Origin of the sequence: Pseudomonas sp. B15(2017), from assembly GCF_002113215.1 — a bacterium.
GTDB lineage: Bacteria > Pseudomonadota > Gammaproteobacteria > Pseudomonadales > Pseudomonadaceae > Aquipseudomonas.
Genome location: NZ_NEJZ01000002.1, coordinates 502,291 through 515,062, shown reverse-complemented (window position 1 = coordinate 515,062; position 12,772 = coordinate 502,291). Strand labels below are relative to the sequence as shown.

Sequence of the window (12,772 nt, the reverse complement as noted above, 5' to 3'; positions counted from 1 at the left end):
TTCTCAGGGGGCTTGGTTACCCGCTCCGCTATGCCGATCACAATTGTGCGAAACAGTTGCCTGGCCAGTATGTGAACACCGTCGCAATGATCGCGACTAACCTATACCGCAAGGACGAGGCTAATACCGCATTGAATCACAATCGCGCAGGTTAAAAATAACTTCCGGTTCGGCGCAAGGCTGGCTTCGTGCGAGCTCATCTTCAAAGTAGACCACATCAGGATAGACCCGGTAAGCCAGACTGGAACGTACGCTTGAGTAGACCTGTGAAATGCTGACTAGCTCGTTCATTTTCCAATTGCCGGTTCCATTCAAGTGCCCTGGGCTGACAATAAAGACTTGGAGTAGGGTCCAACCTTGCTCACCTGCATTGGCCAACTCGAGCAGGTCCTCCAGCATTGGTATTAGATACACGGCCTGGCGGGGCGACTCCTCATCTGCCTCCAGCAACGTGACATAGAACCATGGACGCTCGGTCAGGTATTCGACATAGCGCCACATGTGGCCGCCCTGCACCAGTGCGCCGGCTGGTGCCTCTGCATGGTCAAAAGTGAAAAACATAATGATCCCCCCCCCAATACTATCAATGAACACTATAGATTGTAGCTCTAAAGTATTCGCTAGCGCTTCATCGTTCCTTTTGTCAGGTGTTGAAAATGGAACTGAATGCCGCGTTTGGCGAAGCCCTGAAACGGATCCGCAGTCGTCAGAAAAAGACCCAGGAGGACTTCTCCGTTGTCAGTAGTCGGACTTACATGAGTACGCTGGAGCGCGGCTTGAAATCGCCAACCATCGAGAAAATGGATGCCATTTCCGCGGTACTAGAAGTCCACCCCCTGACGCTGCTGGCAGCCACTTATTTAGTGCAGGAGCAAATGGAGGTGAGCGCCTTGGTCGGACGGCTTTGTGATGAGTTAATCTCGCTGGGTTGGCAAGACTGACCCGGGGCTGCTTGGCGCGGGAAGCCCAGCTGTCGGCGGGGCGTTAGTGCCCGAAAGGTAGTGATCACCGCTCGCGCGCAAGTGGTTTGTCTCTGACGGATCCTCATGCTTCGGTGTCAGACGGAGGCTGGGAAGTAGTTCTGTGGCACGGCTGTTGAGCAACAAGCCGGCCTGGAAATAGCCCATCACCGTGGTGATACCCCGGTGCTCGGTCATGGCTATGACCTCTCCCAGTGGCACGCCCTGACGGCCCGCCTGGGTGACGAAGTCCGAGCGTAAACTGTGGGCCGCCCAATCACTGTCCAGCCCCGCGAGCTTCGCTCGGCGCTGGACGATGCGTGCCACCTGATCGGCCGACAAGCCCGCACTGCCAACCTTACCGCCCTTGTAAGGTCGACGAAACAGGGGCCCCGTCTGTGCAGGCGCGGCTGTCAGCCAGTTAGACAGCGCCTGCGCCGCAGGCCCGTGTAAAGGTTTCTCGCGGCGCGTACCAGCGGTGTCGGTCTTGGTTGCGCCCAAAGCGTATAGCCAGGTGTCGTCATCTAACTTTCGTACATCGCCGACTCGCAGGCCGACCCCCTCCGAACGCCGGCTACCACCACTCTAGGCCAGCAAGAGCAGGGCGCAATCACGAATGCCACGCATGCCATCCGTACAGGTGGCCAACAGCTGCTGCAGCAGCTCAAGGACGATGGCAGTCTTTTTGCGTACTGACACGCCCTGACGAACCTGAGCCTTGCCTGCCTCGCGCAGCAAGGTCTTTAGCGCCGCTGCCTCGGTTGGGCTGTCCCAGTCGTTGAGCCGATGCCGCTTGCCCAGCACCGCCAAACGATGGCTGACCGTGTTGTAGGCCAGGGCTCCGGGTTTACTTTTAATTCGGGCTTTGACCAAGGCGGCGTCGATGCTGGGTGGCAACAGGTGTGCCTAGCCGCGGTCAGCCAGTGGTCGAGCCAGGTGATCGAGGACGAAGCGCACGGTGACCGTGGTCGGTAGCGGAGCATCCCCCAGCGCTTGGCCGTAACGCAGCTGTAGCCAAGCCGACCAGTAGGCGAGGGCGCTGCGGTAGCTGCGTACGGTGTTCGCCGCCGTGCCCGCAGCGAGAAACGCTTCTGCGGCTTCCTGGGCGTTGAGCCCCAGGCAAAGCAGGTCCAGCGGCGTTGCGTTGACCAGCGCTAACTGATCGGTAGTATTGAGTACGGTCATCGGACTGAAATTTCCGTCTTCGGAAATAACGTCGGATAACATTCCCTTATCAGACCCAATATAGCCGGAGGCGGGCCATGGCAGTAGGGGGGCCGGAAAGCGACGTGTTTGCCGCCGCGGATGCGGTGCTGGCCCGTGGGGAGCGGCCAACGGTGGAACGTGTGCGCTTGGAACTGGGGGGCGGCAGTCCGACGTGCGTCGGCGGGTTGCTCGTTCAATCTTGGGTGAGGCTGGCCGAACGGCTGAGCGGCGAGACTCGCCTGCTGACGTTGCCGGCGGAGGTCTCGCAGGCCTTTGTCGCCCTGTGGCAACAGGCGATTCATCTGTCCCATGGCGTTGCTGAGCAGGCGTTGTCCGAAGAACGTCAGGTCTTGGCTGCCGAACGCGAGCGAGTCGCCGCGGTGGAGGGCCAGGCGCGTCAAGTCGCCGCACTAGCGCGGCAACATGCGACGACTGCGCAGGCGGCCCAGCAAGTGAGCGAGACTCGCTTGGCGGACCTGGAGTTGCTGCTGGAACAGCGTGCGACGCAGATTCAAGACCTGAGCAGCGCGACAACCTGCTGCGGGAACGCGGTGACGCGCAGCAGTAAAGCCAGACCTTGCAGCAGGAATTGCAGGAGTTGCGACTTAAGGCCGAGTAGGAACGCGTCGCGCAGGAGATCTACGTGCGCGGGGTCGAGGATCGTGCGCATCGTGAAGTCGATCGTGCCAGAGAAGAGAGCAAGCCATGCCCCCCAAGTGAAGGAAGCAGGCAACCAACTTGAGCAGTTGCAGCAAAAGATTGAAGGTGCGCAGGCCGCGCTGGGTCAAGCACTGCAAAACGCCGCAGCACAGCAAGCGCGTGGCGACACGCTGGAGCAGAAGTTAGTGCATCTCGCTCATCGCCGGTCAGCGAACGCAAGACACGCGCGAGGAAAAAGCCCGAACCCAAGTCAGCGAAGTAAGCACCCCAGGCTACATCTTCAGCATACGGCGCCTACGCTTCAACGGCTGGACATGACACGACACAGGGAATGAGCGATGGATGAATTGGGTTTCGCGAATGACCGACCGATCAAAGCTGCCGAGCAGGATCTACTAGGGCGATCCACATTTGCTAAAAACCTAGCGGCGGCGATTGTCGGCTGGAAAAACCAAAGAGCCTGGTCGTTGCCCTGACGGGGCTATGGGGCAGCGGCAAGAGTTCGATCAAGAATCTGGCCATTCAGGAGTTAACCGCAACGCCTCAGCTTGACGTCATTGAGTACAACCCTAGGGAGTGGACTGGCCAGGAAAAACTGAGCGCGTCGTTTTCCGATGAGGTCTCGCGTGCCATTCGGCGAAAGGACAAAAGCAAGGACGGCAAGAAACTGGCCAAGGTCCTGCGCCAGTATGGGCAACGGATCAATGCCAGCGCAGAGTTGGTGGACGGAATGACCCGCTACCTACCGGTCTGGTAAAAACCGGCTCCGCGAGGGCATACTACTTGCGGGAAAATCTGTTCAGGACACGTAGAATTTCTTTTTAAGAGCAGGCCATCCAACGCGCTCCCCGAAGTGATCAAAGTCCGAGCGCAAGATGTTGGATCCGTCTCTCCTGAGAGGTCGTAGGGGGCCGGACTACAAAAATTCTTTGATGACTCTGCGGTTGGGCGATGCTCTCGTGGGAATTAATAGCTCTTGTCACAATTGTGGGACTGGTGCCGACGCCACACATAGGAGAGGTTCACCGGCCACACCAAGCGGCGCAGCTAGGCCAGAAGTTGACTCCTGTTAGAATAGAATCAAACTCTGACCCCGCTGTCACGGTTCGCGACAGTTCCACAAACTACTTCTGACGACGTAGTTTTCCCGGCGCTTCCCCGTAAAACTCTTTAAATTTTTTGCTGAACGCCGACTGCGACTGATACCCGACCTGTACGGCAATATCGCTCAAACCCAGATGGGAGTGGCTCAGCAAGTTGAACGCCAATTCCATGCGAACCTGAGTCAACAGCACCCAGGGTGATGCGCCCGCCAAGCGTGCAAATGCGCGCAGAAAAGTTGCGCGGGACATGCTCGCCATTTCCGCCAGCCCTTCAACGGTCCACTCGAATGCAGGGTCGGCCAGCATCGCCTGCCAGGCGCGTCCGAGGCGTTTATCGCTGAGCAAGGCCAATGAGCCGGCGGTCTGGCCATCGCTTGCCAAGTGCGCTCGCAGGATTAGGGTGAACAGCGCCTGGGATAGCGCGTCGAGCATGAATCTGGAGCAGACCTGGTGGCCGTCCGCTTCGCCACGCAGCATCTCCACCAGCGCAGGCAGCTGCCCACTGGCGGTGGGCGGGACGACCAGATACTCGGGCAGCGCGGCGAAGAGTAGTGACGTGCGATTGAAGTGAAACCCGCCACAGAGCATGTCAAAATCGCGACTGGCCCCGCCAATACGATGCATCGGCACGACACCACCTTCGCTAACGTACGGCACGGTCGGCGCTACGGTTTTGCCTGTGCTGTGCATGACATGCGGCGCGCCTCGTGGAAGCAACAAAATGTCCCCGGTCTTCATGGGAACACGCTGGCCATCGGGAAAATAAACCTGGCACTCTCCGGCCAACACGATGTGATAGGGCGCCTTGCCCAAGGCTTCCTGCTCATGCTCGCGCGCCCAATCCCCCTCGAACTGGCAGCGTAAATCCAGGCTGCCGCGTACGTTGGCCAAGCTGATGAGTTTATCGATTGAATTCATTTTGAGTCTTTCGCAATAAAAGCTGAGCCGATTGAACAAACCTGAATCGCGCCACTGGAGAAAACTGAGTCTGTCGAAACAGTACACTCAACCTGTTCAGGAATTAACGCTATGTTCAATAATTGGTCTGAATTATTGCCCACTATCCAGAAAGCCTTCGGCGCACTGGGCAAGAGCAACCCTAAGATGGTCAAAGCCTACATGGCACTCGGTGAAGCCGCTGCCGAAAACGATGTGCTGGATGTCAGGACACGCGAGTTGATCTCGATCGCCGTCGCTGTCACTACTCGTTGCGATGGTTGTATCGCCGCACATACGAACGCAGCGATCAAGGCAGGCGCGAGCCGCGAAGAGGTGGCGGCGACCCTGGCCACGGCTATCTCGATGAACGCGGGTGCTGCGTACATCTATTCGCTACGCACGCTCGAAGCGTTTGATACGCTGAAAAACTAGTCTGACATCGCGTCCACCGCAGCCTCGGCACTACAAAGAGCCGAGGCTTTTTTACGTCATTGAAACGTTAAGGTCACGTTGAGACGATCAAGCAACAACTTGAGCATGACGAACAAAAGCACCGGTCTCCAAACCAGCAGACTAGCTCCACATTCAATGTTCTGGAGAAGTCCCATGCTCACCTCATTTACAACCTGGTTACGGTTCCTCAGCAAAGTGGATACCTTTGGCGCTTCGCTCATGCGACTGGCCATCGGCATCGTTTTCCTGTGGATTGGCGCACTAAAATTCGTCCCATACGAGGCCGATAGCATCACGCCGTTTGTCGCCAACAGCCCCTTCATGTCGTTCTTCTACGAACACCCGCAAGAGTACAACGCTCACCTGACACATGAAGGTGAACTGAACGTCGAGAAGCGCGCCTGGCAGACAGGTAACAACACCTACGGATTCTCGACCGGTCTGGGCATTGTCGAACTTCTGATTGGGCTGTTGGTTCTATCCAACCCGATCTCACGACGCACCGGCTTGCTCGGTGGTGCGTTGGCCTTCGGTACGCCGCTGGTGACTTTGAGCTTTCTGATCACCACGCCCGAAGCCTGGGTGGGTGCCCTAGGCGACGCTCAGCACGGTTTTCCCTACCTGTCCGGTGGCGGTCGTCTGGTGCTTAAAGACGTATTGATGCTGGCAGGCTCTCTCACTGTGATGGCCGACTCCGCTCGTCATCTGCTGCGAGAAAGTCGCGCATGAATCGCTTATCGGAAAACATATTGAAACCCGCGGTTGCTCTGGCGTTTGCCATCGTATCCAGCAGCATCCTGGCAGAACCGACCGAGGAGGTCGCACGTCCCGGGGTTCCCTTGGATATTGCCAAAACCATTAGCATTACCGATGTCAGTAATGCATGCGGAATCGTCCCCGTGGAGCTGACGTATGACGATTCACATGGACAGCGTCACACCGTAACGTATCAAGTCTGGGGAACGGCGTGCAGCGGTGGCTAAGCGTCCCTGGCAACACACGATAGGCCTCCGTTTCCTTCCAGCGACCTCATAGTGGATGGTCGCTGGAAGCGACGGTCTCAGCTTTTGACGCCCAGATCGACCTGGGTCATGTGGCTGCGAATGGTGAACAGGTCATCACCCGAGAGAATCGTACTGCGCGCAAGCAAATGTCCGCTCTTCCAGTTCGACAAACCCAGTTCCGGCTTGTTGAGCGCGTTTTAACCATCAACCCGACGGGTGATGCCGTTGCCAACAAAAGGCGCGTTGACGGCGTTGTAGAAGCGCGCTCCTTCGTCGCGGCATCGTCGCTGATCAGCGATACGGCGAACTGCGGGCTGTAGCGATTGAACCGACCAAGCGCCACCAATGCCGTGCAGGCTGACGGCGGTGCCGGCCTGTTGCGCGATGCTGCCCAACTGACTGGCGGCGCGATGCGTTCAGAAAGCGTTTTGCAGGCTTGGACTTTTTTGAATATCAATGACCTCGCATAAGACGCTGATGTTCGGGCCTTATGACAACGCCTCGCTAGATTATTTCACCCAGCACAATTAAGTCATGACATCCCTGCTGGTTCTCTAATTGTCCATAGATGGGGAGACTTAATTCAGAAGCAATTGACTCATTTCGGGTTAATGCAGTGTCCATCCAGGGAGTTTTCACATGATTGATGTCGCTCATTCCTGCGACGGTAACCGCTGGTTGGACGCCCCAGCCATGGCCGATACCGAATACGAAGGTGGCTTTCTGCTGCCCCAATTGATGGGAGCGCTGGCTAGCGAGTCCAGAGCGGCCCCTGTTACGCACCGATCCAGTAAGTATCAGAACGATACTTCGCTCTTGACACCACGCGCGACGTTTTTGCGTGCATTGAAACTTCGCTTTCCTCCCCTTTAACGACAATCAACAGTTCATGTGTTGTGTGCCTTGCAGAGAATTGAGATGACCTACGATTTTGATTTATTTGTAGTTGGTGCAGGTTCCGGCGGTGTGCGGGCAGCGCGTTTTGCCGCCGCGTTCGGCGCGAAAGTAGCGGTAGCCGAGAGTCGCTACCTCGGTGGCACATGCGTCAACGTCGGTTGTGTGCCAAAGAAACTGCTGGTCTACGGCTCGCATTTCGCTGACGACTTCGAACAGGCCGAGGGCTTTGGTTGGACGGCCGGCAAGGCGCAATTCAACTGGGAAAAATTGATCTCTAATAAGAATCGCGAGATCGAACGACTCAACGGGATTTACCGCAATTTGCTGATCAACAGCAGCGTGACCTTGCTCGAAGGCCATGCACGGCTGGCCGATGCCCATCACGTTGAAATCAACGGCCAACGTTATAGCGCTGAGCACATTCTGATTGCCACCGGCGGATGGCCACAGATCCCGGATATTCCAGGTCATGAGCACGCAATCACTTCGAATGAAGCATTCTTTCTGAAACAACTGCCCAAGCGAGTATTGGTGGTTGGCGGTGGTTACATCGCCGTCGAATTTGCCGGCATCTTCAATGGACTGGGTGCCGACACCAGCCTACTGTATCGCGGTGAGCTATTCCTGCGCGGATTTGACAAATCGGTTCGTATGCACCTGGTGCAAGAGCTGACTAAACGGGGTCTGCAATTGCAGTTCAACACCGATATCGTGCAGATCGACAAACAAGCAGACGGCAGTTTACTGGCGACGCTTAACGACGGTCGTCAACTGGAGACCGACAGCATTTTCTACGCCACTGGCCGCCGCGCCATGCTCGACAATCTGGGCCTGGAAAACACCCGCGTCGTACTCAATGACAAGGGTTTCATCGACGTCAACGACAACTTTGAAACCCGCGAACCATCGATTCTGGCATTGGGCGATGTGATTGGCCGGGTGCAATTGACCCCGGTCGCCACGGCGGAAGGCATGGCGGTCGCGCGTCGCCTGTTCAAACCCGAAGACTATCGCCCGGTGAATTACCGCCACATTCCCACCGCGGTGTTCAGCCAGCCCAACATCGGCACCGTTGGGCTGACGGAGGAACAGGCGCTGGAGCATGGCCACAAAGTGCTGATTTTCGAGAGCCGGTTCAAGCCGATGAAGCTGACGCTCACAGAATCGTCCGAGCAGACGCTAATGAAACTGGTGGTGGACGCCCAGACGGATCGTGTGCTGGGCGCCCACATGGTCGGCCCCGACGCCGGCGACATCATCCAGGGGCTGGCCATCGCGCTTAAGGCCGGTGCTACCAAGCGCCTGTTCGATGAAACCATCGGCATCCACCCGACCTCGGCAGAAGAGTTCGTGACCCTACGTCCGCCTGTATCCGGCAGATGATGGCAGGCAACCAACTCACGACTTTTACTAACAGTCTTGCTATGAAGTCCACTTATCTCGTCACGAAGGAGCTGAGCTCGTCGACCTGCATCTGGCACCAGCTTGCGCTCACCTGTCGATGACCCGGAGGTCGAGCAAGTATTGGCCCTGTAGGAGCTGCCGCAGGCGGCGATCTTTTGATTTTGTTTTTAAAACAAGATCAAAGGATCGCCGCCTCGTTTCACTCGATAGCTCCTACAGGGGCCAACCTGTCTGCAGTTAATCAATAACAGTCCACTCCGCTATACAATGCAGCGCATAAGCAGTGCCTATAGAGGAGAGTTCTTATGCTGCTGCGCCATTTGCGCTATTTGTTGGCCGTCGCCGATAACGGCGGCTTCACCCGCGCTGCAGAGGCGCTGCATGTTTCCCAGCCGACCCTGTCGCAACAGATCCGGCAACTGGAAGAAACCCTGGGTGTCGTGCTGTTCGACCGAACCTCGCGTACCGTCAAACCGACCGATGCGGGGCAGGCTTACATCGAATGCGCGCGTCGCGTGCTGGTGGAACTTGCGGCCGGCAAGCGGGCGCTGCACGATGTAAAGGACCTGTCGCGCGGCACCCTGCGCCTGGCCATGACGCCGACGTTCATGGCGTATCTGGTCGGGCCTTTGATGCGCGACTACATGGCCCTCTATCCCAACATCCATCTGGAAATCTTCGAGTTGTCGATGGACGATATCGAAACCGGCCTGGCGGATGATTCGCTGGATATCGCCATTGCGTTCGATGATGTGAGAAACGCCGACATCGAAACGATCCCGGCCTATACCGAAACCCTGGGTTTGATGGTGGGACGCGATCACCCGTTGTACGACTGCAGGACGCCGTTGACCGCCGAGCAGGTGGCGCAACTGCAATTCGCACTGCTGACGCCGGACTTCGCCACCCGCGTATGCATCGATGAGTATTTCGTCAAGACGCAGATCACTCCCCAAGTGGTGATCGAGGTCAACTCGGTCAATACCTTGCTGGAAGTGATTCGGCACACGGCGGTCGCCACCATTCTTCCGGAACCCATCGCTACCCAGGACCGCGCCCTGCGCAAGATCGCGTTGCTGGATAAGGGACCGCAACGGGGCGCCTCGTTGCTGCGACGCAAGAACAACTACCACAGCGCGGCGTCAGTGGCCTTCATGGACTTGATGGTAGGCGTGTCAGTGGGTCAGTAGACTCGATGCAAGAGTGCTGATTATTACTTCCCGTGAAATGCTGGATTGTAATTGCTGGTCATTCCTCAGTTTGGGAGGGCAGGGGAAGATAGCTCCATCGACGCGATGACCGGGTCGAACTCAAAAACAATCGGAGTACGTCATGTCCCAAGCGATCAAACTTTATCGTCACCCATTGTCCGGCCACTCTCATCGGGTTGAATTGATGCTGTCCCTGCTCGGCCTGCCGACAGAACTGGTCTTTGTGGACTTGATGAAGGGCGCACACAAAACCCCCGAGTTCCTGGCGATCAACAGTTTTGGACAAGTACCGGTGATCGATGACAACGGCACCGTACTGGCCGACTCCAACGGCATCGTGGTTTACCTGGCCGCCAAATATGGCAACGGCCAATGGCTGCCGACCGATCCGGTAGCGCTGGGCAAGGTTCAACGCTGGTTGTCAGTAGCCGCCGGTCAAATCAGTTCGGGCCCTGCCACCGCGCGATTGATTACCGTCTTTGGTGCCGGTTATGACCCAGAAGAAGCGATCAAACGTTCTCACGCCCTGCTTAAAGTCATGGAAGATGGGCTGGGTCAAAGCAAATTCCTGGCCGGTGACAAGCCGACCGTGGCCGATGTTGCCGCCTACACGTACGTGGCTCACGCTCCCGAAGGTAACGTGGCGCTGACTGACTACCCGAATGTCCGTGCCTGGCTGAGCAGCATCGAAGCATTGCCAAACTTCGTTGGCATGCAACGTACCGCGGTAGGCCTGCAGACGGCTTGATTCGATCCTCAAAGCGCTTGCCGGGAGAATACTTCCGGCAAGCTGCTTTTCACGGGTTGCGCATATCCCTCAGGATTACTTTGCGTACATGCAGCCAGCCCGACGGCGCGTGCGAAAGTTGCTTTGGCCGACGATACTGGCAACCAGGTCTTACCGCTTAAGCGGCCAGACTCCTTGCGGTTCTCTCATAAAGACAAGGTCGTCTATGGATCGTTTTCAAGAAATGCAGATATTCATGGCAGTAGCCGAGGAAGAAGGTTTTGCCGCGGCCGCTCGCCGGTTTAACATTTCTCCCCCCAGCGTGACCCGTGCCATCGCCGCGATGGAAGAGCGCATCGGCACACAGCTCCTTTCTCGAACCACTCGCAGCCTGCACCTCACCGAAGCGGGTCAACGCTATCTTGAGGATTGTCGGCGTATCCTCAGTGATATCGACGAGGCGGAGGAAGCAGCCGCCGGCAGTTACTCGATACCGTGCGGGCATTTGACCGTGACCGCGTCGGTGCTATTTGGCGAGTTGTTCATCGCTCCGCTGCTGGCCGACTACGTGGATCAGTTTCCTTCGGTGCACATCAATGCCTTGCTGGTGGATCGCGTCGTGAATATGGCTGATGAGGGTATCGATGTGGCCATACGCATTGGCCATTTGCATGAGTCAAATCAGCACGCAATCAAAGTCGGCGAGGTACGCCAGGTGATCTGCGGTACGCCCGATTATTTCGAGCGCAACGGCAGGCCGCGTCATCCCGGTGAACTCAGTACCGCCAACATCGTCATGTCTTCGGCCAGTCACTTGCTGAGTGACTGGCAATTCGTCAACGACGGCAACGCACTGAGCTTTCGATTCGAACCGCGATTGGTGGTTACTGCCAATCAGGCTGCGATCAATATCGCCAGCCTGGGCTGGGGCGTCACACGGGTGTTGTCCTACCAGGTGGCCAATCAGGTGGCAGCTGGTGAACTGGAGTTGGTGCTGGAGGATTTCGAACCGCCTGCGTTGCCCATTCAAGTGGTCTACCTCAAGAGCGCCAGAATTGCGGCGAAGGTTCATACCTTCGTGGATTTTCTCGCGGATAGACTCGCAAAGGATTCGGCGCTCAAGGCTGTGGTGAGGGGTTCCAACTGATGGATCGCTACCATGAAATGCTGATGTTCGAAGCATTATCGGAGCGACCCAGCCTGGCTGCTGCGGCCCGTCGTTTGAACGTGTCAGGACCTACGGTCGTGCGCGCCATTGCACGGCTGGAGGAACGTCTTGGCGTGCAGCTGTTACTTCGAAGTACCCGCGGGGTATCGCTGACTGAGGCCGGTGCCGGCTTCATGGCCGATTGTTCACGCATTATCGAGGCCATCGAAGACGCGGAGGCTTCGGCCAAGGGCTTGCACGTTCAGGCCAAAGGCAATCTCAAGGTGCTGATGCCTTTGCTGTTCAGCCGTTACGTCATGACCTCGATTCTCTCGGACTACATGAATCTGTACCCCGAGGTAAAGGTTTTTGCGCAATACCATGATCGTTTTCCGAACATGAACGAAGAGGGCATCGATGTGGCTGTGCTGGTCGGGCATCTGCCCAGTTCGTCATTGATCGCACGACAGGTAGGCCATGTGCGCGCGATGGTCTGCAGCAGCCCTGCTTATTTGGCTACTCACGGTGAGCCCGGCGTACCGGAGGATCTGCGAGATCATCGCCTGGTCGCCACCCATGCTTATCGAGACAGGGTCCAGTGGGGCTTTCACCACAACGGTGAGGTCAATCACTTGAAAGCCCGGACACGGATCAGTTGCGCGACAGTGCAGGCGGCCATCGATGCGGCCGCACATGGCGCCGGTATTACCCGCTGCCTGAGCTATCCGTTGTACGAGTATTTGAATACTGGGCGATTACGCCGTGTATTACAGCCCTTTGAATTACCGGCGCTGCCGGTGCATGTGGTGTACCGCGAGGGGCGCAAGGCCTCGATGCGGGTACGCAGCTTCGTTGACCACATCGTCGAAGGCCTGCGCGAACATCCGGCGATGCAGCCGGATGCTGATTAAGCGTGTGCAGCGCACGCAACTTGCACTGATACAGATGCCCATCGGGTATTTCAGTGAGCGAAATAGTGGATTGTATTTTGTGGTCGTTCTTTGTACGGCAGTTAAGGCGGAGCATAAGCACACGCTCTTCCATGCTGCACAGCAGAGGTTC

14 protein-coding genes and 2 pseudogenes are annotated in these 12,772 nt (G+C 57.2%); 12 read left to right on the top strand and 4 right to left on the bottom strand.

Features of this window, described 5'->3' with window-relative positions; genetic code table 11:
• Positions 1-120: 120 nt before the first annotated feature.
• Positions 121-561, bottom strand: coding sequence for a hypothetical protein (locus tag CAF73_RS05135; RefSeq protein ID WP_139834808.1), 441 nt, complete (start codon positions 559-561; stop codon positions 121-123).
• A 95-nt stretch (positions 562-656) separates the two neighbouring features.
• On the opposite strand from CAF73_RS05135, the gene CAF73_RS05130 reads away from it, so the two are divergent.
• Complete coding sequence (locus tag CAF73_RS05130; protein WP_085702119.1) at positions 657-941, top strand: helix-turn-helix domain-containing protein; 285 nt, start codon at positions 657-659, stop codon at positions 939-941.
• On the opposite strand, the pseudogene CAF73_RS05125 reads toward CAF73_RS05130, so the two are convergent.
• A pseudogene (locus CAF73_RS05125) lies at positions 915-2,144 on the bottom strand (site-specific integrase). The gene CAF73_RS05130 and the pseudogene CAF73_RS05125 sit on opposite strands and share 27 nt — an antisense overlap.
• Positions 2,145-2,221: 77 nt before the next feature.
• On the opposite strand from CAF73_RS05125, the gene CAF73_RS05120 reads away from it, so the two are divergent.
• The 3 genes from CAF73_RS05120 to CAF73_RS30415 are packed head-to-tail and all read left to right on the top strand — an operon-like array spanning position 2,222 to position 3,582.
• Entirely contained in the window at positions 2,222-3,160 is a 939-nt protein-coding gene (locus tag CAF73_RS05120) for a DNA-binding protein (RefSeq protein WP_371918958.1), read from the top strand.
• 3 nt (positions 3,161-3,163) lie between these two features.
• Positions 3,164-3,301 carry a hypothetical protein gene (locus CAF73_RS30420; RefSeq protein ID WP_231977881.1) on the top strand — a complete coding sequence of 46 codons (138 nt, stop codon included), beginning with the start codon at positions 3,164-3,166 and terminating at the stop codon, positions 3,299-3,301.
• Positions 3,268-3,582, top strand: a complete 315-nt coding sequence (locus CAF73_RS30415) for a P-loop NTPase fold protein (protein ID WP_342671323.1) — start codon at positions 3,268-3,270, stop codon at positions 3,580-3,582. The genes CAF73_RS30420 and CAF73_RS30415 overlap by 34 nt, the downstream gene beginning before the upstream one ends.
• 367 nt (positions 3,583-3,949) lie before the next feature.
• Here the strand turns inward: CAF73_RS30415 and CAF73_RS05110 are convergent, their stop codons facing one another.
• Positions 3,950-4,846, bottom strand: coding sequence for an AraC family transcriptional regulator (locus tag CAF73_RS05110; protein WP_085702118.1), 897 nt, complete (start codon positions 4,844-4,846; stop codon positions 3,950-3,952).
• Positions 4,847-4,957: 111 nt separating this feature from the next.
• Here CAF73_RS05110 and CAF73_RS05105 point away from each other — a divergent pair, with 111 nt between their 5' ends.
• The 3 genes from CAF73_RS05105 (at position 4,958) to CAF73_RS05095 (ending at position 6,303) form a co-directional block, all read left to right on the top strand.
• Entirely contained in the window at positions 4,958-5,299 is a 342-nt protein-coding gene (locus CAF73_RS05105; protein WP_075944486.1) for a carboxymuconolactone decarboxylase family protein, read from the top strand.
• A gap of 174 nt (positions 5,300-5,473) precedes the next feature.
• The gene (gene rclC, locus CAF73_RS05100; protein ID WP_085702117.1) at positions 5,474-6,049 is read left to right on the top strand and encodes a reactive chlorine resistance membrane protein RclC; all 576 of its coding nucleotides are present in this window, start codon (positions 5,474-5,476) and stop codon (positions 6,047-6,049) included.
• The gene (locus tag CAF73_RS05095; RefSeq protein WP_083659280.1) at positions 6,046-6,303 is read left to right on the top strand and encodes a DUF2790 domain-containing protein; all 258 of its coding nucleotides are present in this window, start codon (positions 6,046-6,048) and stop codon (positions 6,301-6,303) included. Before rclC ends, CAF73_RS05095 begins: the two co-directional genes overlap by 4 nt.
• 77 nt (positions 6,304-6,380) lie before the next feature.
• Here CAF73_RS05095 and CAF73_RS05090 read toward each other — a convergent pair.
• Positions 6,381-6,664, bottom strand: a pseudogene (locus tag CAF73_RS05090) (glutamate-5-semialdehyde dehydrogenase); the annotation flags it as partial.
• Between the two features lie 578 nt (positions 6,665-7,242).
• On the opposite strand from CAF73_RS05090, the gene gorA reads away from it, so the two are divergent.
• The 5 genes from gorA (at position 7,243) to CAF73_RS05060 (ending at position 12,621) form a co-directional block, all read left to right on the top strand.
• Positions 7,243-8,604 carry a glutathione-disulfide reductase gene (gene gorA / locus CAF73_RS05080; RefSeq protein ID WP_085702116.1) on the top strand — a complete coding sequence of 454 codons (1,362 nt, stop codon included), beginning with the start codon at positions 7,243-7,245 and terminating at the stop codon, positions 8,602-8,604.
• Between the two features lie 326 nt (positions 8,605-8,930).
• A complete protein-coding gene (cynR, locus tag CAF73_RS05075) occupies positions 8,931-9,815 on the top strand; it encodes a transcriptional regulator CynR (RefSeq protein WP_075944490.1) in 885 nt (294 codons plus the stop codon).
• 142 nt (positions 9,816-9,957) lie between these two features.
• Complete coding sequence (locus CAF73_RS05070) at positions 9,958-10,584, top strand: glutathione S-transferase family protein (protein ID WP_085702115.1); 627 nt, start codon at positions 9,958-9,960, stop codon at positions 10,582-10,584.
• Positions 10,585-10,789: 205 nt separating this feature from the next.
• Complete coding sequence (locus CAF73_RS05065; RefSeq protein WP_075944492.1) at positions 10,790-11,710, top strand: LysR substrate-binding domain-containing protein; 921 nt, start codon at positions 10,790-10,792, stop codon at positions 11,708-11,710.
• On the top strand, positions 11,710-12,621 hold the full coding sequence (locus CAF73_RS05060; RefSeq protein ID WP_075944493.1) for a LysR family transcriptional regulator: 912 nt from the start codon (positions 11,710-11,712) through the stop codon (positions 12,619-12,621). Before CAF73_RS05065 ends, CAF73_RS05060 begins: the two co-directional genes overlap by 1 nt.
• Positions 12,622-12,772 lie beyond the last annotated feature (151 nt).